Raw genomic sequence first — 17,977 nt, 5'->3', positions numbered from 1 at the left:
CCGTCCGGGTACCACAAAGGGCAAATCGAAATGTAAGCATTCTGAAAAACTAAGGCGGTACATTTTTTAATCACCACACAGACTTAATCAACATATCTTCCCCAGCTTTTGACCTGATTGCATTCGATAAAGAAGAAGACGGATAAGTCCAACGGGTTTGGGTGCCACCCTCAACCAACTCGACATCATAAAAAGGGACTTGTCCAAACCCCTCGACCCACAGAGATACCTGTTCTAAATCAGTATGATCACCTTCAACTTGCAAATACACCTTATACTGAATAGCACCGAATGAAGTGACTTTCAATTTCAGGTCTTCATAAATGACATCTGGAGTAAAAGCTCCGAGATTGTAACCGTTTGCGCGATCAAAGCCTGTAAAAGTCAGTGGATCATCTGGATGCGCTTCTACGGATAAAGTGTGTTCGCCATAGTAAACATACCGCTGTGTTCGCTCTATCCATCTTTCATCCTCATCTTGCTGCATGGTAATTATATCCCTCTGGTCGTTGCGATAGTACCGGACATTATCTTCTGATCCTGCAAAAATCTTTGAGGCGTGGTGGAGCAGTGGGGAGTTGAATGGGTTGGTGTCGAGTTCTCCGGACTCGGTGATTTGGGCATTTATTGCCGCTTGCCCAAAATGATCTAAAGGTTTTCCATCAGCACCAAATCCCGGAACATTTGGATTTGAAGGTACGAAAACGACGCCATTCGCTGTAAAAGAAAATAATTTCGCAGCACATCGGGTCGCTGATAATTGAACACCTATAACCTCTTCAGGAAAGGCTAAACCCTCATAAAAATTAGGCGCTGAATTTATAAAACCTTGAAAGTTGATTTTTTGCCTACCAAATTCCCGAACTGAAATACCAAGCGAAAATCGTCCGCCTGTATCCACCGAATATGCCCAGGAGTTGGAAAGTCCTGGATCTAAATAATTTGCTCTGTTTAGGTTATTTTCATGTAAATATGTGGTCTCTTGAATCCAATCTTGAACTGTTTTTACCCCTCTACTTACATACTGCATATCATTATCAACATTTTCATACATCATGACAAAGGTGTCTCTTAGATCCTCTAGCGTTGGGGCATAAATGAAATCAGAAACGCCAATTTCAAATATTTCCTGAGTAAAAATCTCAAATTCTGTTGAATCGATTCCTTTTACATGCTGTCCAATATGAAATAAAATGTAGTGAAATACGCCTAACTCAAACAGTACGAGTGAATTTGAAACATTTTCAGCCTTAAAATTTGAAGTTAAATTATCAGTACCACTATTAATAACTTGTTTTTTTGAGTTCCAAACAGGCGTTAAATCTACCTGTAATAAAAAATCTCTTAACCCTCTAAAAAAGTCTCCTTCCTGAAACCTTCTAAAATATGCTCCTTGAGCAATATTTCCATAGTTTCCTGTAATACTGAGTACAGGAGCTTCTTGACCTAAGTCACTTCCTAATTCAACATCGAATTCCACTTTCCTATTTGTCCCAATTACATTGAATGCTATTGCTCCTCCAGATGTTATCCCTTCTGGCATATTTTCGATATGTTGTTGAATGCCTATATAGGCCTCACCATTATGATCAAGGTTCCACCAAGGTTTAATATTGCTTTCTGTTATATATTCTGTATAATTATTTAAATCGAATTCGGGAATAGGTTTATTCGGGTTTTTACTTGTATCAATCCGCAAATCACCAAGATGATACCAGCTTGATCTTACGTTAAGGTATTCCCCAGTATAAGTATTGAGAAACTTCCCATACCATGCATAGGAACTGGTATGCTGATTGACTGAATACCAAAGCTCCTTATTACTGTCCGGGGTTATATTCCATATTTTAAAACGGTCGTCAGTCGCTGGATCTATGTTTTGAGCATTTATTGATAAATCTTTTGAAATACTGTACCCCAGAGAGTCACCGGACTCTGTAGGGCAGTCATCTTGCTTGCTATAGATCAAGTAGTCTTCCTCATTTAAATTAGGTGTTTCCTCTCCAAGAAATCCGATGATTTGGGCGTAATCCTTCAGGTTGTAGGCTGAAAAGGTGAAGAAGCCGGAATTCTGTTCGCAAGGGGAAAAGTATTGATTATTGTTGTCATTAACATACAAAAACTTAATGTAACCATTAAAATTTCGACCGAATTCAGATCCCTCCGTTATTTCCTCGAAATAAGCTAAAAGGTCATAATTTTCCTGCCATTCGTTTTCTCCATCAAATTTGACCCACGCATAGGCTATTTGCGGCATAAAATTAAATAAGAGCCCATAAGTGCCATTGAAATAAAAACAATTTGAACCCACTAGCTCCCTCTGCTCCCCAACCGTACTTAATACCACCCCATTCTCATCCGGCTCCATCGATCTTTTATCTGTCCGATCGTACAAATGCTGAATAGCCTTAACTGCCTTGTGTGATTTCATATGCCCAATCTAAAAACGCCAAAGTTCCTCCAAAATTTCTGCACATCACATAGTCTGTGCCGTTCCTCGTGTTCAGGTATGGGGCAAAGCCCTCTATCGTTACATCAAAGACGCCTGTAGTGGTGATGAATAGCTTATATTCCTTATTGCCAAGATTAGAAAATGTGATATTTCCGGCCGCCGTTGCATTGATGTTGATGATATTACCTAATGAAAGATCAATGACCAAATCACCTGTAAGGTTAAGATTTTGGGTCACGTCCGCAAGGGCATCCGCTTTTTGATTTGCGGTGTCTGCATCCGCCTGCGCATCATCTGCCGCCTGTTGAGCGGTATCAATTCCTATGTCATGCGCCTCAAGCTCTGCTTGCAAATCGGCATTATCCCTTGCGACTCCTTCAAGCTCACTAAATGAACCTGCTCCACGGCCAGCAGCCTCAAAAATCCACCCATTCATAGCATCACCTCCTGACACATTATACCACTTCCCTTCATCAATTGCATATACTCCCGTATAGCCGACATAGTACACAGGTGAATTAGCAATACTGGCCAGGCTGGCGACATACCTGCGCTTATCATCCGGCACAGGGTTCACAAATCCGTTAGCGTCAACAAAATCAGGCATTTTTCAACGTTGTTAAAAGTCGATGATTCGAAGGAAAAGCAACTGCATTTTCCATCACATATACATTATAATTGACATCTGCTCCGCTGGCATCTGGCACCGTGGTGATCGTCGTGGACAACACAAAAGAAGCCGTGATATTTGCATTCAACGCATCCTGATCAATCACTTTGTCCAGGGCTTTAGAGGTCGGCACGGCTATCACAAAAACCTTATCCGTTACTCCGGTATTCAGAGTAAAAGAGTTAGCGAATGTTTTGCCTAAAGCTCTGACCTCCGTACCATCAGCAGGGGGAGTATTCCCATTCGGGCCATAAAAATGATAATTAGCTCCAGTAATACTTTTACTTGCCGTTTTACTGCCCGCAGGGATTTGACCATCAGGATAGGGGTTACCCAAATTATCATCCTTAACTGGCCCCTGATTGTAATCTACTTGAACCTTATAATCATTATCACCCAATTCAACAGTTAAATTATGTGTCTTATCAGGGGCTAATCCGGGCTGATCTTCAATCACTGAATCATTAAGAAAATACTGCGTTTGGTTCGCTGCTCCTCCGTCATGATTCTCAAAGTCTGCCGATAGTTGAACTTCAATAGCACTGCCCACCTCTTGTGTATTGGAAGGATCAATGGACAGACTCAAAGTAGGTGATGTATAGGTGGGAGGGATTTGCTTTCGAGCAGCCATTTTCACGAAAGCATTTACACTTGTTCCGGCAGGTATGGTCTGCCCATCTTCAATCGCTCCAATATTGGTGCCTAATACCGGAATATCTTCTGTTGTAAAGCCAATATCAGCTTGTTTAGCTTTATTATGAAAATCAGCCTTATCGACATTCTGTAATTTTTTAGCCGCTGCAAGGTTCTCAAGCTTCACCTTTTGCGTGCCTTTATCTGAGTCAATTAGGGCATATTCATCCTGACCCGGGTCAAATGACTCCAGGTCTAAATCTTTTACTCTTTCACCAGTATCAATAAAATTACCCATATCCAATTCTATAATTGTTGTGATCTATAATGTACTCTCCTGTATGCGTCACTAATCCTGCCTCAGGATCAATAAGAACGATGTCATAAGTCATTCCGGCTAATCGGAAGGTTTCCACAATATTTCTTATCTGACGCTCATCTGCCCCCAAAGGAGCTGCCACTCGAAAGTCCACCTCCAGGCTGGCACCTTCTTCCTGCTCCAGTCCAATCTCTCTGAAATCATCGGGCTCCTTGTCTAACAAACCTACTTCCAAAACATCGGCTTGCTCACTCTCCAGAGATATCCAGGCAGACAAAGGAAGTCCTTCAATGATTTTAATCTGCCCAAAGGCACCATCCACATTTCTGTTTAGGTTGGTTTCAAGACTCATTAACTGGCCTGTGATATTTGCCCTCCAAAGAGAGGAATTTCTCCAGTCTTTAAAGTCAATCCAAACGGTGTTTAAAGAGAAAAATGGCCACTTGAAAAGCTTTTCCCGATTTGGGAAACGCCATTCCCACGGGATTTTCCGGAGGACAAAACGAATGATATCAAAATCTATCATTACATTTTCATGATATAAGCCAATACTAAATAGGGAGGACGGTTTTCGTGAGAGCTTCCCCCAGAGGATTGTTGACCAACTGATCCGGTGTGCGTATGAAAACCACTTGAGTTCGTTCTTAACATTTCACGTCCTGATATGGTATCAGCCCAGTTTCCATTATCAGTTGAGGAATTCACGTGAATATTCGGAGATCCAGACCCCCCGCCTCTTAGTCTACCTTGTATGACATGGCTATGGCCACCACCATTATCATCGATAGTAAGTGGGTGAGTATGTTTTGGGATTTGGGTTGAAAGCAAAGTCACAGACTTAAGCCCTCCAGTCTTTTTTAAACTATTGTAATCAGTATCCCCTGAGTGATACCCCACTACAAATCGACCACGAAGATCAGGTGTACCATTAGAACCATCACACAATCTCCAGCCCTGGGGGATATCAGCCAAAGCGCCAGCCCACATGATGATAGCACCAGCGGGAAGAGCCGATTCCTTTTCCTCTGCTATTTCCTTGACCTCTTTAATCGCTTTACTGGTAGCCAGCTCATCCTCTTTGTCTGAATCAATAGCCGAAGATTTATTGAGGTTAAATCCTGAATTTTTTTCAAAGGCAGGCTCTTTGCTTTTTGCCTCCTCATAGGCTTTTTGCTGCACTAATGCATCAAAAATATGGTGAGTCCCATCCTTTTTAATGGTCAAGGCATCGGTAGGGGTTAATACTTTTTTGGCTACATATTCTTTGGCAATTGCCTTTTGACTTCCATCCTTATAAGCCCCAAGGTGATCCCGCACATCTACTGAGAAATAAGCTTCCTCACCATCTGCAATCTCAATGGTTTCAAATCGACATACTCTGAAAGCACCATTGAAAGGAAGTGAAACCAGTCCGTTTCCAATGGTCCAGCTATCGCCATTGTCCTGAATTTTACAGCCATATACTACATGGGCTCCGTAATTTGAAAAGAAAGTGTCCAATAGAGTATAGAGCTCATCCTGCATATCAAGCAAATGATCACCATACCATTTCTTTACGCCAATGTCCTGAAATTGTCTTTTCATAATTATAATTCAGCTGAGTTAATCATTGTAATTCTGGAAGGTATCTCTCCCTCGGTAGGTTGATAGTTTAAGTACCCTGATTCCAGTTCGTGCACCACGTCAATTTCTGTATAATCAGAAGTTGCTGTCTTTACCATCAAACTATTTAGCTTTATCGTTACCACTCCATCAATGGCCATTAAATGGTCAATGAATTTTTGTTTATAAAATCGCGCATCAAATCCAATCAATGTTTTAAAGGATTCAATTGCCTCCATTATTCTTTGCTTTACATCTTCTTTTGAAAACTTCGGATCATAATAGATATTGATATCATATTTAAAAATATCAGCAGGCAATGAAATGACATTGATACGTGTGCCCGGATATTTGATATTGAATAAGTATTGTATTAGCGCTTCCTGTTCTTCAAATACCAATTGCACCAAAATATCATCCTCCCATTTCGCCACCTTAATAGCGATTCCGGAGGAGCTTTCTTTAAGGGACGCCTGTGCTATGATACGCCTGGACTCATCAGACACCTCATATACAATCTTCCCATTATCATCAATAATCAACCGATCACCTTGAAATCCTTCGCCATCATCCGCCCCCTGAAATTCCATAACCCGATCATGATACCAGGCAAGGGTGCCATATCGTTTTGAAGAAATAATGGACTCTACATTTCCCTGATGAATATCCATGATCTTTTCAAAAGTCCAGATAGCCATGGCCCAGATAGAGCGCCATAGCTTCCAGTCTGCTCCATTGGAGGCTGAAGGATCATCAAACACCTGTTCTATATTCTGATCCAGTTCCGTTTCTATTTCAGCTATTTCTCTTGCCATAATTATTCAGAAATTACAATTGCCCTATCTAATCTTTGAAGTACTCCCGTGCGGATAGCGTCATCATTTTCCCGAATTTGAATTTTTTGCTTTACAGGTAAAGAAGCTGCCACATCAATGCCGTATAAATTATTATCCTCAACAATAAGAAAAGCCGCTTCCACATTGCCGTACTCCTGTACCGCCAGGTCGTATATAGTCTGCCCTTTAACCGTCTCAATAGTTCGCATTTACTTTTATTTTAGAGCCTTCAACTGTGACTGATTCTACATTCGCATTATCTGCTTCCAGTTCCTGTTTTATGGCATTGATCAGCTTACCATTATCCTCATCGGCATAGTAATCAATAGCCCCAACACCCACCTCAGGCGCCCGTTTAATCCCTCCTTTTCTTGTTACAATGACCTTTTGCTGCAAGGATTTAGAGGATTCCCCCCAATGCACATCACCACCTGAAAAATCGATGTCGCCATTTACAGTATTTTTGATATCGTTGGTCATACGCTATTTGATGTGGTGCCAGAATTACCAGGTGTTCCAACTGCCGGAGCCCCGGAGCCTCCCGTCACCGTTACGATTACTTTATCATGTGTATGCTGATTATAAGCATCTACCAGAGGCTTGGTATAATAATGAATTTCCTCAGCCACAATTTTAGATATACTTGCTGCCGCATCTTCCTTTAGTAAGTCTACCGCTTTAATCCGTGCCTTTAGCTTATTTTCTAAATCATCTTTATCCAGTGCCATAATTATGAATTAATGTTCTACCATTTCATCCTTTAAATCATCCACTGTAGTCAGCGGATTAAAAGGTTGTTCCTCCCACACTTTGCTCAAAACCTTTAAGGCTGCTCCTCCATCCATGGCCGCAGGAACCCATGATTTAAACACATTTTTAAGGGCATTTAAATCATTTTCAAAAGCATTGATCTTCTCCACCAGTTTATTTATATCGGTGAGGTAAGACCCCTTATCCGCATTATTGAAAATGATCTTCCCCTCCTTATCATCGATAATGAAAGAAGTATTCTCCCCCTGATAAATGACCTTTTCCACCACACTGGCAATAAGTAAAACACAACGCTCCTTGTCATGCCCCACAGGAGCAGCCACCACATAGCTTTGCAAGGCGGGAATTTGTACAAATAGTCGCTGCTCCTGGTCAGCCACAGCACGGAGCTGGACATCATAAATCAGCTCATCATACGCTACTTCAGCGACCATTGATTTTTCATTTACCCCAATCACCTTACCAATAAAAGTTTCCTGTGCAATGCCCTTTATTAGTCCCCTGAAGGCGTCTAAAATCTTATCTTCACTCATAGCTTAAATCCCATTTTTAAATCCTGTCTCAAACCTTCTGAAGGAGAGAAACTATAAGTAACGGCACGAATAAAATACTTGCCTTCCACCTCCTGAGTGTAATTCAGATTCTGATAAGAAATTGACCCACCCGGCTCTGCAAAGGGGATAAAGAACATCTTCAAGCTGCCTTCAAAACCATCATAGTAATACCGTTTCAATTCTTGATCAGCTATCGTTTCCAGTACTTTTTTGTCAGTTACATTGTAGCGAAAGAAAGTCATGGCCACACCACCTTCCATTCCTTTGATAATTTTCACCTCAGTCCCATCCGGCTTTTTACCCACCACCGTAATCTGTACCGGGTTAGCATCAGCGTATTGATAGGCCACATTGTTCTTTAAAATATTTCTTCCAAAAATTGCCGGAACCTGAGCTTTAGGATTCAAGCCAATACCTCCAATATATAGCTCATTATGATCCATGGAGACCGTGAAATTAAAGGTCTCCTTTAGTTTGGCCAGTGCTCCGGCTGCATTGCCTTTAAAAGTCATTTTATCAATCCCCGCCTCAATGATATTGGGAGAAATTTGCAGGTCAGTGCCCTGTATCAATTTTTCCGCAATCTGCTTTACCGTAGTATTCTTTTCATTGATGACAGTCGCCTTTTTCCGAAGTAAATAAACAGCATCCTCCATTCGCACTTTCACCTCTGTTCCGGTGTCAATATTGGTGATATACCCTTCAAAAACTTGTTCTATGGTATGCTCCAAATAGCCCGCTTCAATGGTAATCCGATCCCCTGTACGAATAGTATCATCAATGCGCATTCGCTGTCCTAAGAGCGTCATCATAATAGGGAACCTTAATTCTCCCGTGGCGGAAAGATTATCCAAATCCTTTATTACCCGAAAGCTCTTACACCCCCTGAAGCGATACTGATTAGCGATGACGATATTTACTTTTGGTGTTAACATTTATTCTCCGGATAACAATTCCACTTCCATAGGTACATCACTGACCAGCTCCAGCTCATAACGTTGAAACCCCGGAGCCTGAGCCAATTCCTTAAACTTCAGTTTCTCCACCACGACGTATTGAAAAAGCTCATTAGTAATCACACAATCAAAGGGTATAGCATTATTCTTTTTCCAGATACCACGCAAAATACTGGCCTCGTCATGAGGCCATTGCCCCCGGTCCAGGTGATTCAAAAGAATACCCGTGATCTTGATTTTATAATCATCGACGGCAATAAACTCCTTCACTGAGCCTGGATGATCACCCCCTGGAATGTAACTTTTGTTCATCCGTTTTTTGCCATCAATTACCATCATGGGCTGAAGGTTAATATGGCCGATTTCCCCACTTCCAAGGTAGATACCATCAATCTGCATGGGGCAAATAATAGGCTGACCAAACAAGTCCCACACTTCCGCCTCCCCAAATTTGACCCCCTCATTCTGATTAAAAACCCCGTTCAAAATATCTCCACGATCCACCCATTGTTTCTTCCGATAAGCAGGGATTTGATCTAGTGACAATGGAAAAGGCAACCCCTTATAGGAGGTCAGTGATTCATATATTTTTTTGATATCAAATTCCATTAGTTTCTTGCTAATTGGTTAGCACTATTTAGAACTCTTAAAAGACGCTCCGTTATTTCCTCAACAATCTCATCCATGCTCTCCCTGATTTCTTCCATTTCACCTTCTATATTGAAGTTGATGGCATCCTGAAATTTTTCTATATCAATATTGATTACTGTCTGCCTTGCTCCACCGCTCACCACGCTTTCCGCAGTTTTACCCGCAGAAGGATCAATGACATTTGAGGTATTGGAATTAGGAGACATCAATCCATTTTCTGAGGCCCCGGCATTCCGGGTAAGCGCAATAATGTTTTTAGCATTCAGGATTTCTGACTCTATGGCTTGCATTTGCTTGCGGCCAAAAGCTGCGGTCTGCTTATCAAAAGCCAAAAGCTCTTGTTTTTTTGCAGTATATTGATTGGCTATTATATGATTTCCAAATGCATTACCTCCGCCCGATCCTGGGGTATTCATTGGATTATCCAACCTGGCTTTTAAAGCATCTCTTTCTGAAACTAACCTTACCCTTTCTTCTACTGCGGCTTCCCTTTGAGCTCTGGTTTGGAGCTCTAATTTATCCCGTTCATTTTCCAAAGACCCTAACCTGGAATATGCATTCCGGAACATAGACTGAGCCGCATCCTTATTAACAGCGCCTTTATTCAATTTGAATAAATCCAGTTCATTGTCCTTGGCCATCATGTCCACAGAGCTGTCAATCAGCTTGGTGGCTTCCATGGTTTCATTCAGCTTTGTCTGGGCGGTCGTTGCCTCTGTGCTTTTATCTCTGAAAAGCACCAGTGCAGTGGTAATGGCCGCAAGACCTGCCAGTACGATTCCAAAAGGAGACATGGACATGGTCAGGTTAAATGCCCTGGTGGCTACTGCGGCTCCCCGGGTGGCAATGGTGTGCGCCACTACTGCTGCTCTGTGCGCCACAGTCAGCGCTGTTTGTGCTTTTAATGCTACTGAATAAGCAATGGTGGTGGTTTTAATAACCAGCATTGCCTTGCCCAGCATCACAATTTCTTTACGGTGCTTCATCAAAAACACCATGCCCGACTTAATCCCCTTTACAGTCTCAGACAGATAACCACCTATTTCACGGGTATCTAGTGAGCGCACAAACAGGGTAGCTTCCTGAGTAATCAGCCTCAGGGTAGGCTGCATATGGTCATACAACTGTAGTGCAACCTCTTCCGAAGCAGACCGCAGCGTCACAAAATCTCCGGCAAGATTATCCAGCTTAATGGCTGCCATCTTTGCGGCCGTACCTTCGGCATTCTCCAGCTCCTGTGTCCAGTACCGGATCTGGTCGGAGCCAGCAGCCAACAGGATATTCATTTCCTGTATCGCCTCAGCACCAAAAAGAGTCGCCAAAGTCGCCTGCTTCTGCTTAGTGGTAAGCCCACTCATTTGCGTTTGCAGGTGCTCCACCATATCAGCCATTCCTATAAACTCCCCATTAGCATCATGGAAGTTTAAATTAAGCTGCTTCATGGTAGCTGTCATCTGGCTGGTAGGCTTTGCCAGCCGGACAATTCCCGTCCCTAAAGCTCTTGTGGCAAGGGAACCTTTCAGGCCATTATTCGCCAGAATACCAATCGTAGCATTGGACTCTGAAAGCTTGATATTCATGGCCGAGGCAGTAGGCCCCCAGTAGTTCATCGCTTCCGCTGCCTCCTGGACATTCGTATTAAAGCGAGCCTGAGTAAAAGCCAGCTGATCAACTACGGTTCCTGTTTGAGTGGCCCCCATGCGAAACTGGGAGAGCACATTGGTGGCAATGTCTGCGGACTGAGCCAACTGAAGATTCCCCGCCGCAGCCAAATCCAATGTACCCGGTAATGCCTTAATTTGCTGAGTCGCATCAAAACCCGCCAGAGATAAATAACCCATAGCGTCTGCCGATTCACGGGCGGAAAAAGCCGTGGTTGCTCCGGCCTCTCTGGCCGCCTGCCTGAGCTCAACCATTTGCTCGGTGGTCGCTCCGGAAAGTGCCTGTACATTAGACATCGACTTTCCAAATCCGGCACCTATTCCCACTACACTGCCAAGAGCAGCACCAGTAGTCAATGTCATGCCTAAACCTGCGGCCAGACTCTTCATTTTTGAAGAAAGTGAACTGGTTTGTTGTTCCACCTTTTTAATACTGGAGGCTCCTGAATTTCCGAATCGAATCAATGAACCTGTGGCCTGGTCAGAGGATGTTTTGGTCTTAACAAAACGGCCGTTCACATCACGTAAACGGCCGTTAGCATCTTTAGAAAACTTCGTCAGAGATTGATCAGCCGCCTGTGCATTTCGGATCAACTGCGGTAATACCTTATTGCCGTTAGTTGCTACGTCTATGTTGTAAAGCGTACTTGAACTCATTTTCTCTGGAGGTTTTTTCTTCCTGCCGGATATGCTCCAGCAGGGCTATTTGTTGAGCCCACTCCAGGTCACTTAGTTGTTCGGGAGTGGAGCAGATATTATAATACTGGAGAAGGGTGTTGAAATATGCTATGCTTCCGGACTGAACCTGCTTTTTAGCATCTTCTAACAGCTCCCCCAACTGGCGTTTTTTGCCTCAACTAATTTGCTGTTACAGAAGCCGACCAAAGAAGTATAAACTTCTATATCAGCATCAATTTGCTCGCGCGTCATATCACCGCCTAAAAAGCAATCTACCATCAGCTGATCTGTTTTTTTAGTCAGATCAAATGTACCGTCTTCGTTCTGCGCAATGGCTTCCGCGGCACTTAGTTGCTGGCGGCTGGGCATTTTGAAAAACAGCGATACACCATCAAAAGTAAAGTACTTGATACGCCCATGCTTTTTCTTCCAGGCTTCTACCTGACCTTTGTGCGCCTCTGGCACAACGAATTTTTCTTCTTTTTTTGACATGTTAATATGGGTTTGATAAATGTTAAATCTGCGCCTCTACACGCAAGGCTAAAAACGGAATAGATACCTTTGCATGGGTATCACCCTGCGTAAACTTTTTGCCCGCTGTGGAGAACTTGGCTCCTACAATACGATCCACAATGGTCTTTAGAGCAATTATTGCCGGATCTTCGGATTTCGGAATGTAGGACACCAACATGTCCACCTCCATACCCGCTACAGATCGACGTCCACGCTTTTTAGCTTCTTCCACCAGCGCCTCATAATTAGACTGGAGTAATTCTATGCTTCCGGTAATCGCCTCATTACCCTCACCAATATACTGGGCCATATCACCAGCTCCGTAAATGGCCTCCAGGTTAACTTCTGTTGTGTATTCAACATCCGTAAAACCCAGCATAGGACGTCCGTCAATGATCAGGTTTAAATCCTTCCAGGAGAATTGTCCTGTTTTGGTACTAAAAGACATGATTAAAGCGTTTTACTAAAGCCCAATTCAATCACAATTTGCTTGTGGTAGGCTCTTGGTTGCACCATCAATTTTACTTTGGTTTGCCCGGTGGCCAGTGTGTCCTGAATAGGATCTACAAAAGACTGGAAACCTGAAATTTCTCCGGAAGCCGTCATTTGTTGATTCACTGCATCATCAATCCCGCCCTGCAAACGCTTGAGTTCAGTAATGGAAATCTGACCTTCGGAATCCACCTCATAATCATCATTCACAAAATCACAGAATACCTCATAGGCAATGCGTTGCACCTTGTCCATTACACGGCCATTGGCCATACTGGAGAAATCATCACTGTCCGCGGTGGCCATTGGATCATCCGCATAGAAATATCCATTTTTCCCATAGCGGACAATCGGCAATACATAACCCTTATCATGAATGGCATCAGCCGCATTCATTACCTGCTCTGCGGTAGTTTTCCCATCAGTCAGGTAAGCAGCACTAATTCCAAGATCACCATTAGCTACACGCCCGATATTTCGCTGAACCGCCAGAGACGAATAAAGACCGAGTAAGAATCCCACCCGGGCTTCCTGTCCTTCAAAGGCTGAGGGTTCTCCCTCATAATCTTCCAGGCTACGGCCATGAAGACTGATTTGCGCCCGGTTATCAGTGCCTTGTTTAAGGTCTTTGAGACTTCCCAATTTCGAATAATCGAACATCCGGCCTCCCAATAAACAGCGGGTGGGATGATGGCGGTTTGCAAATTCCTCACAGAGAGCCTGCGCCAATGGAACAGCGTCTAAAACGTCCGAATCAATTCCCTCATCACTTGGAGAGGCCGGATTATAGGTGGAAGTTAGTTCAACATTACAACCCCAAAGCTTAATGCGTCCGGCACTGTCTGCCAGAAGCTTTTGAGCGAAGTTATTTTGCTTGTCACAAATAGCTGAAATCAGGGTGTCCGCTGCCACCAGCATAATCCACAACTCCTGACCAGCTCCGGTGAACTGGTAAAACTCCTGAATTTCGCGTAAAGCAAATCCAGTAATTCCAAGGTCTTCCGCTTCTTCCAGGGAGAATATTACCCTGGATTCCCCAGGCTAATCTCAGGGGTAGCAACTCCCGAAAGAATCAAACCCGCTATACCATCATTCTGGCTTGCGGTACCTCCGAGCTCCCCCTTTAATAATTCAAATGAAACGTTCGGGATAGCCATCTTATTTCAGTTTTTCGAGCTTTTGCTCTGTTTCCTTAATTTCATTTTCGATGGCCTGGCGTTGCTCATCTCCCTGAGCCTCCAGTAAGGAATTGTTTAATTCCTCCAGCTTATTGGTCAGCTTGGTAGCCTGCGCCTTTTGCTGTGGGGTTTTATCCTTGCTTTCCTTGGGGCGGTTAACCACTTCCACATCATCCGCACTTTTGGTTAAATTGAGTTGGTGCTGGATTGCCGGATTTTCACGCTGGAAGGCCATACCATCAGTGGTGAAATAGAACTTTTTCACCTTTGGATGTTTATCGAAATACTTTTTATGAGTCGCTTTCATTGGAAAAGATCTTTTGAAAGATGTTTCTTTTTAGTTTAATATGATTGACAGTCTGTGGCTTATCCACCAGCTTAATACCAACCACCACCCCGGAAGCAAAGCCCAGGGCAAAGCCGAGAAGTACCGCGGCGACGAATCGCCACGGCTTTACCAAACCCAACATTAACCACTTTGATGACTGACCCAATCAGCAATCCAAAGCTGCCGTTTGAGCCTTCGTTTCTTATACACTCCGTCACCTTCACGGGAACCTGCTCCGTTCGTATTGCCTTCAATAGTAATGGTGTAATCACTATCCGGAGGCCACCTGTGCACATGCCCCACATGGGCAATCCTTTTCTTGGAGGCAAAGTAAATGCCCATGACATCAGACTTTTGAGGAGGTTTTCCCGTTAGTGACTTACCTTTCTTATAGATCACCTTGTCATTCGGAAACCAGGAGGGAGACCATGCCGCTGATTTTGGAGGTACTAAATCATTTTCCAGAAAGCCCCAATTCATCTGAGCGCCACACCAGGCAAAGCCTTTGCCAAGCCCACAGCTGGCCAAATACATTTCCACCTCCGGGCCATCATTTTTTCCTGTCGCTTCCCGGACGCCTACCTGTAAAAGGAAAGTAGAGTCCAGCTCATCACGGATCTGTTGCTCTGTGCGTTCCTGCCCAATACTAGAAAGGGAATACAGGGACAGAATGAGTAGTAAAAATAACTGTTTCATTTATGCGAAAATTATAGCTGCTGAAATTAGATAAAGCCCGAACATGCAAAGCGACAGTAACAGCCGTGGATCATACTCGGAAATCCCGTCTTCATGAAATGGCTTATCAAAGGGCCTTCCAAAATCCTCATCCATATAGCGCATAACACGAGGGAACACAAGCCGCATTACGATCCAGGCAAAAGATACTGCCCCGAAATAACACATAGCTTTAAAAAGGAAAGCCTGAATTAGCCCGGCATCATCCACCGCTGCGGTGGGGTCTAGCCAGGTAGTTACATATCTGGATAACCACCAGAAGACCATGGCGAGCAAAAAGGGAATGTACTCATTCCAATGCTTAATAATATCAAGAATTCTTTTCACGGTACTTTTTGATTTTGTCTATACCAAATTTGAAAATCCAGCCTCCGGCTGCGCCACATACTCCACATAGGAATGCGGTGAAAAGGTCACCTACCGGAACCAGTTTAAAAATCATGGCTAAAACAGAGGCTGACAGTCCGGAGGCCGAAGATTCAAAATGATTCATCCGGTTTATACTTTTAGGATACCCACTCCTTTATCATCTTCCCGGCGACGACGCCCACCTGCACGAAGCAGGAATGAAACCAGGTCGCCGTAATAAGCGGCCTGAGCAGGGTTGTCAAACATTTTAACTTCACCCACGGCTTTGGCCAGTGATCTTTTCTGATAACAAAGGATGCCCTCTGTATCATCTGCTGCCCCGGCTGACCCTGGAGGTTTTAGTGCTCCACCAGCATCAAAGGTCAGCGCAGAAGAACGCATTTGAATTTTGAAACCGTAAAGGTTATCAAACATAGAATTCAGGCGCTCATCATTGGAGCGCATCATTGCAAGCAAGGCGGTTACTTCCGTATCCGGAAACAATACAGGGATGATACTCGCAGGAACCAATGCATAACGATCCTGCTGCGGTACGTTATGAACATTAAACATGGTCTGCATTTTCTGCAAAGAAGCACGGGCAATGGCGGCTTCCGTAATGATATGATCAGTGTTCAAACCTCTTGCCCAAACATCGATTAAATCTTCAGCCACTTCCTCCGCGATCTTTTGCTTGTCATCCCCAATGATGCTATCGCGTTTGTTGTAAGAAAGCTCCACCTTTTCCGCATCGCGGATCAGGCGTGGATCAGTTGTGAATTCGTTCAGTGCATAAAGCACCTCGCTATCCGTTCTTTGCGCCGGAGTAGCAGGTACAGTTGCCCTGTTTTTCTCCACATTGGAGGGCGCTCCGGCTTGTGGGATATGCACCACCTTTCCTGCCAAAACGTACTCATCCTCCGCTGTAACCGTTGATAAGAATCCATTCTCTTTCCAAAGGTGATCAACGATATCCTTTTGCCAAATTTCTTTTTCTAAAGCCATTTAAATGATTTTTAAAAGAGGTTAAAAATTAGTCGGCTCTTTGCCAAACTCATCTTTGAACAGCTTCTTATAAGCCTCCTTATTGGAAAGCTTCAACTGCTCTAATGCCTGGGGCTTCTTTTGGGAAAGCTCCGAGAAAGTCAAACCCTCAAGCTCTTTAGGGATTTTCACCTCATCACCTCCTGGCTCAGTAAATTCACCCAAATTCATTGGTGATTTAAGATCCCCAACTAAAGTTTTCACCTCAGAAAGCTCTAGTTTTTCATAGATTTTCTTCTGCTCTACGGTGATTTTTTTGTTGGTAACAGCTGACAGAAGAATATCTTCCTTCTCCTTTGTTTCAGCGGATTTTTGTGCGGCCTCTTTTTCCTCTTTGAGTCGCGCATTTTCGGCCTTCAGGCTAACGTTTTCCTGCGATAATTGCAGTACGCTGGTAAGCACCTGACTGTCTTCCAAACCTGCCGACAAATTCAATGCGGCAATGATGGTGTCTTTCAGTTCCATACTCTTTTTTGTATTAATAGAATTGCCCGAAGGCGTTAATTTTTTTACAGCGGAAAGCGTCAAAATATCACCGTTGGCATCCATCAGTCGAAGCGCATTTTTGTTGCTTCCGAAGGTAACTATCGACGCCTCCCGGACTTCCCATTTTGTCACCACATTATCATTCACCTCCAGCGGCAACACACCCATAGATGCCATGCGTATATGCCCGTCTTCCACCTTTTGGGCGATCAATTTGGCATAGTCATCTTTTAGGTCAAATACAGGTAGGGCGGTGATTTCTTCACCTTCTACCCGGATATCTTCCCAGTGCCCGATGGGCATCATCCAGCCGTTATGCTCATGTAGCATAACCGGGTTCTTTTTGAACTGAGTCAGATCACCGCCGGAGGTCAGAAGAACCAGTCCGTAACTATTTTCTGACTGGTCATGTAAAACAAAACGCTTATTCTTTTCGCTCATTTTTCCTTTTTTGATGATGCAATATGTGAAGTATGATAATTAAAAAATAGTATTTATTGGCATCGTGAACACTGCTAATCACAACGTGGAGACTCTCTATATATAAAGGTGTATTGTTTGGAAATTGGAGTCTCGTTGTGGTGTATTTCATTCATAATGAATATATCTTTTGATATTTCATCAATTATAGCATGGGTAAGTTTGATATAAAAAAGGAGCAGGCCAGGAGCCTTTATGTAAAGGGAAGGATTAACCGGAAGGAAATTAGTCAGATTGTTGGTGTCACTGAAAAAACGCTGAGGACGTGGATCATCAAAGAAGACTGGGACAGTTTGAAAGAAGCTCAAACCGTCACCCGTCAACAGCTATTACAAGATGCCTTTAGTCAGCTTAAAGCCGTCAATCAAAAAATTGATGAAATCGGTGGCGTTCCGGACAAAGTACTTTCAGACGCCAAAACAGCTTTAAGAAAAGAAATTGAGTTTCTGGAGTCCAACCCCCTGCATGTATACTGTGAGGTCTTTGATGAGCTAACCGAGTGGGTTATAGAAAACAAACCTGCCAAGGCACTGGAGTATTCAAAGCTATTCCGGGAATTTTTGGAACAGAAACATAAAGCCGCGGTTTAG

Annotated in this window: 25 protein-coding genes; 1 reads left to right on the top strand and 24 read right to left on the bottom strand. The window is 43.5% G+C overall.

What is annotated here, in order from left to right:
* Positions 1–70: 70 nt before the first annotated feature.
* The 24 genes from NG22_RS07600 to NG22_RS07485 all read right to left on the bottom strand — a co-directional run bounded on the left by NG22_RS07600 (position 71) and on the right by NG22_RS07485 (position 17,348).
* Positions 71–2,431 carry a hypothetical protein gene (locus tag NG22_RS07600; protein WP_053405191.1) on the bottom strand — a complete coding sequence of 787 codons (2,361 nt, stop codon included), beginning with the start codon at positions 2,429–2,431 and terminating at the stop codon, positions 71–73.
* Positions 2,409–3,059 carry a hypothetical protein gene (locus NG22_RS07595; RefSeq protein ID WP_053405190.1) on the bottom strand — a complete coding sequence of 217 codons (651 nt, stop codon included), beginning with the start codon at positions 3,057–3,059 and terminating at the stop codon, positions 2,409–2,411. Before NG22_RS07595 ends, NG22_RS07600 begins: the two co-directional genes overlap by 23 nt.
* Positions 3,052–4,053 carry a hypothetical protein gene (locus tag NG22_RS07590; RefSeq protein WP_053405189.1) on the bottom strand — a complete coding sequence of 334 codons (1,002 nt, stop codon included), beginning with the start codon at positions 4,051–4,053 and terminating at the stop codon, positions 3,052–3,054. The genes NG22_RS07595 and NG22_RS07590 overlap by 8 nt, the downstream gene beginning before the upstream one ends.
* Positions 4,046–4,600 (bottom strand): hypothetical protein, encoded by a 555-nt coding sequence (locus tag NG22_RS07585; RefSeq protein ID WP_053405188.1) that lies wholly within the window; start codon positions 4,598–4,600, stop codon positions 4,046–4,048. Before NG22_RS07585 ends, NG22_RS07590 begins: the two co-directional genes overlap by 8 nt.
* Positions 4,600–5,658, bottom strand: coding sequence for a tail fiber protein (locus tag NG22_RS07580; protein ID WP_053405187.1), 1,059 nt, complete (start codon positions 5,656–5,658; stop codon positions 4,600–4,602). The genes NG22_RS07585 and NG22_RS07580 overlap by 1 nt, the downstream gene beginning before the upstream one ends.
* Positions 5,659–5,660: 2 nt before the next feature.
* Positions 5,661–6,491, bottom strand: a complete 831-nt coding sequence (locus tag NG22_RS07575; RefSeq protein ID WP_053405186.1) for a hypothetical protein — start codon at positions 6,489–6,491, stop codon at positions 5,661–5,663.
* A 2-nt stretch (positions 6,492–6,493) separates the two neighbouring features.
* Positions 6,494–6,721, bottom strand: coding sequence for a hypothetical protein (locus NG22_RS07570; protein WP_053405185.1), 228 nt, complete (start codon positions 6,719–6,721; stop codon positions 6,494–6,496).
* Entirely contained in the window at positions 6,708–6,992 is a 285-nt protein-coding gene (locus NG22_RS07565) for a hypothetical protein (RefSeq protein ID WP_053405184.1), read from the bottom strand. Before NG22_RS07565 ends, NG22_RS07570 begins: the two co-directional genes overlap by 14 nt.
* Entirely contained in the window at positions 6,989–7,240 is a 252-nt protein-coding gene (locus NG22_RS07560; RefSeq protein ID WP_053405183.1) for a hypothetical protein, read from the bottom strand. Before NG22_RS07560 ends, NG22_RS07565 begins: the two co-directional genes overlap by 4 nt.
* Before the next feature lie 9 nt (positions 7,241–7,249).
* Positions 7,250–7,816 carry a hypothetical protein gene (locus tag NG22_RS07555; RefSeq protein ID WP_053405182.1) on the bottom strand — a complete coding sequence of 189 codons (567 nt, stop codon included), beginning with the start codon at positions 7,814–7,816 and terminating at the stop codon, positions 7,250–7,252.
* Complete coding sequence (locus NG22_RS07550) at positions 7,813–8,772, bottom strand: hypothetical protein (RefSeq protein WP_053405181.1); 960 nt, start codon at positions 8,770–8,772, stop codon at positions 7,813–7,815. Before NG22_RS07550 ends, NG22_RS07555 begins: the two co-directional genes overlap by 4 nt.
* Positions 8,773–9,402: a DUF6046 domain-containing protein gene (locus NG22_RS07545; protein ID WP_053405180.1), complete on the bottom strand. Its 630-nt coding sequence runs from the start codon at positions 9,400–9,402 to the stop codon at positions 8,773–8,775.
* A complete protein-coding gene (locus NG22_RS07540) occupies positions 9,402–11,762 on the bottom strand; it encodes a phage tail tape measure protein (RefSeq protein ID WP_082305018.1) in 2,361 nt (786 codons plus the stop codon). Before NG22_RS07540 ends, NG22_RS07545 begins: the two co-directional genes overlap by 1 nt.
* Positions 11,722–11,943 carry a hypothetical protein gene (locus NG22_RS17770; RefSeq protein ID WP_053405178.1) on the bottom strand — a complete coding sequence of 74 codons (222 nt, stop codon included), beginning with the start codon at positions 11,941–11,943 and terminating at the stop codon, positions 11,722–11,724. Before NG22_RS17770 ends, NG22_RS07540 begins: the two co-directional genes overlap by 41 nt.
* Positions 11,928–12,275, bottom strand: a complete 348-nt coding sequence (locus NG22_RS07530) for a hypothetical protein (protein WP_053405177.1) — start codon at positions 12,273–12,275, stop codon at positions 11,928–11,930. Before NG22_RS07530 ends, NG22_RS17770 begins: the two co-directional genes overlap by 16 nt.
* A gap of 22 nt (positions 12,276–12,297) precedes the next feature.
* On the bottom strand, positions 12,298–12,744 hold the full coding sequence (locus NG22_RS07525; protein ID WP_053405176.1) for a hypothetical protein: 447 nt from the start codon (positions 12,742–12,744) through the stop codon (positions 12,298–12,300).
* Positions 12,745–12,746: 2 nt separating this feature from the next.
* Positions 12,747–13,802 carry a DUF2586 family protein gene (locus NG22_RS07520; RefSeq protein WP_301280972.1) on the bottom strand — a complete coding sequence of 352 codons (1,056 nt, stop codon included), beginning with the start codon at positions 13,800–13,802 and terminating at the stop codon, positions 12,747–12,749.
* A gap of 144 nt (positions 13,803–13,946) precedes the next feature.
* The gene (locus tag NG22_RS07515) at positions 13,947–14,273 is read right to left on the bottom strand and encodes a hypothetical protein (RefSeq protein ID WP_053405174.1); all 327 of its coding nucleotides are present in this window, start codon (positions 14,271–14,273) and stop codon (positions 13,947–13,949) included.
* On the bottom strand, positions 14,257–14,436 hold the full coding sequence (locus tag NG22_RS07510; RefSeq protein WP_053405173.1) for a hypothetical protein: 180 nt from the start codon (positions 14,434–14,436) through the stop codon (positions 14,257–14,259). The genes NG22_RS07515 and NG22_RS07510 overlap by 17 nt, the downstream gene beginning before the upstream one ends.
* Positions 14,436–14,990, bottom strand: a complete 555-nt coding sequence (locus tag NG22_RS07505) for a hypothetical protein (RefSeq protein ID WP_053405172.1) — start codon at positions 14,988–14,990, stop codon at positions 14,436–14,438. The genes NG22_RS07510 and NG22_RS07505 overlap by 1 nt, the downstream gene beginning before the upstream one ends.
* Positions 14,991–15,356 carry a hypothetical protein gene (locus NG22_RS07500; protein WP_053405171.1) on the bottom strand — a complete coding sequence of 122 codons (366 nt, stop codon included), beginning with the start codon at positions 15,354–15,356 and terminating at the stop codon, positions 14,991–14,993.
* A complete protein-coding gene (locus tag NG22_RS07495) occupies positions 15,340–15,522 on the bottom strand; it encodes a hypothetical protein (protein ID WP_053405170.1) in 183 nt (60 codons plus the stop codon). Before NG22_RS07495 ends, NG22_RS07500 begins: the two co-directional genes overlap by 17 nt.
* A gap of 5 nt (positions 15,523–15,527) precedes the next feature.
* Positions 15,528–16,382, bottom strand: coding sequence for a hypothetical protein (locus NG22_RS07490; RefSeq protein WP_053405169.1), 855 nt, complete (start codon positions 16,380–16,382; stop codon positions 15,528–15,530).
* Between the two features lie 21 nt (positions 16,383–16,403).
* Entirely contained in the window at positions 16,404–17,348 is a 945-nt protein-coding gene (locus tag NG22_RS07485; protein WP_053405168.1) for a hypothetical protein, read from the bottom strand.
* A 191-nt stretch (positions 17,349–17,539) separates the two neighbouring features.
* Here NG22_RS07485 and NG22_RS07480 point away from each other — a divergent pair, with 191 nt between their 5' ends.
* A complete protein-coding gene (locus NG22_RS07480) occupies positions 17,540–17,977 on the top strand; it encodes a hypothetical protein (RefSeq protein ID WP_053405167.1) in 438 nt (145 codons plus the stop codon).

It is taken from the genome of Persicobacter sp. CCB-QB2 (assembly GCF_001274635.1).
GTDB classification, from domain to species: domain Bacteria; phylum Bacteroidota; class Bacteroidia; order Cytophagales; family Cyclobacteriaceae; genus Persicobacter; species Persicobacter diffluens.
The sequence above is the reverse complement of the archived record's forward strand: the minus strand, read 5'-3'. Positions and strand labels throughout refer to the sequence as shown.

Bases quoted from the DNA above. Each gene is read 5' to 3' on its own strand.
- NG22_RS07590 (WP_053405189.1), bottom strand. From the start codon at position 4,053: ATGGGTAATTTTATTGATACTGGTGAAAGAGTAAAAGATTTAGACCTG.
- NG22_RS07550 (WP_053405181.1), bottom strand. From the start codon at position 8,772: ATGTTAACACCAAAAGTAAATATCGTCATCGCTAATCAGTATCGCTTC.
- NG22_RS07480 (WP_053405167.1), top strand. From the start codon at position 17,540: ATGGGTAAGTTTGATATAAAAAAGGAGCAGGCCAGGAGCCTTTATGTA.
- NG22_RS07485 (WP_053405168.1), bottom strand. From the start codon at position 17,348: ATGAGCGAAAAGAATAAGCGTTTTGTTTTACATGACCAGTCAGAAAAT.
- NG22_RS07575 (WP_053405186.1), bottom strand. From the start codon at position 6,491: ATGGCAAGAGAAATAGCTGAAATAGAAACGGAACTGGATCAGAATATA.
- NG22_RS07580 (WP_053405187.1), bottom strand. From the start codon at position 5,658: ATGAAAAGACAATTTCAGGACATTGGCGTAAAGAAATGGTATGGTGAT.
- NG22_RS07555 (WP_053405182.1), bottom strand. From the start codon at position 7,816: ATGAGTGAAGATAAGATTTTAGACGCCTTCAGGGGACTAATAAAGGGC.
- NG22_RS07545 (WP_053405180.1), bottom strand. From the start codon at position 9,402: ATGGAATTTGATATCAAAAAAATATATGAATCACTGACCTCCTATAAG.
- NG22_RS07515 (WP_053405174.1), bottom strand. From the start codon at position 14,273: ATGAAAGCGACTCATAAAAAGTATTTCGATAAACATCCAAAGGTGAAA.
- NG22_RS07570 (WP_053405185.1), bottom strand. From the start codon at position 6,721: ATGCGAACTATTGAGACGGTTAAAGGGCAGACTATATACGACCTGGCG.
- NG22_RS07560 (WP_053405183.1), bottom strand. From the start codon at position 7,240: ATGGCACTGGATAAAGATGATTTAGAAAATAAGCTAAAGGCACGGATT.
- NG22_RS07510 (WP_053405173.1), bottom strand. From the start codon at position 14,436: ATGTTGGGTTTGGTAAAGCCGTGGCGATTCGTCGCCGCGGTACTTCTC.
- NG22_RS07525 (WP_053405176.1), bottom strand. From the start codon at position 12,744: ATGTCTTTTAGTACCAAAACAGGACAATTCTCCTGGAAGGATTTAAAC.
- NG22_RS07495 (WP_053405170.1), bottom strand. From the start codon at position 15,522: ATGAATCATTTTGAATCTTCGGCCTCCGGACTGTCAGCCTCTGTTTTA.
- NG22_RS07565 (WP_053405184.1), bottom strand. From the start codon at position 6,992: ATGACCAACGATATCAAAAATACTGTAAATGGCGACATCGATTTTTCA.
- NG22_RS07585 (WP_053405188.1), bottom strand. From the start codon at position 4,600: ATGATAGATTTTGATATCATTCGTTTTGTCCTCCGGAAAATCCCGTGG.
- NG22_RS07530 (WP_053405177.1), bottom strand. From the start codon at position 12,275: ATGTCAAAAAAAGAAGAAAAATTCGTTGTGCCAGAGGCGCACAAAGGT.
- NG22_RS07600 (WP_053405191.1), bottom strand. From the start codon at position 2,431: ATGAAATCACACAAGGCAGTTAAGGCTATTCAGCATTTGTACGATCGG.
- NG22_RS07595 (WP_053405190.1), bottom strand. From the start codon at position 3,059: ATGCCTGATTTTGTTGACGCTAACGGATTTGTGAACCCTGTGCCGGAT.
- NG22_RS07505 (WP_053405172.1), bottom strand. From the start codon at position 14,990: ATGAAACAGTTATTTTTACTACTCATTCTGTCCCTGTATTCCCTTTCT.
- NG22_RS07490 (WP_053405169.1), bottom strand. From the start codon at position 16,382: ATGGCTTTAGAAAAAGAAATTTGGCAAAAGGATATCGTTGATCACCTT.
- NG22_RS07540 (WP_082305018.1), bottom strand. From the start codon at position 11,762: ATGAGTTCAAGTACGCTTTACAACATAGACGTAGCAACTAACGGCAAT.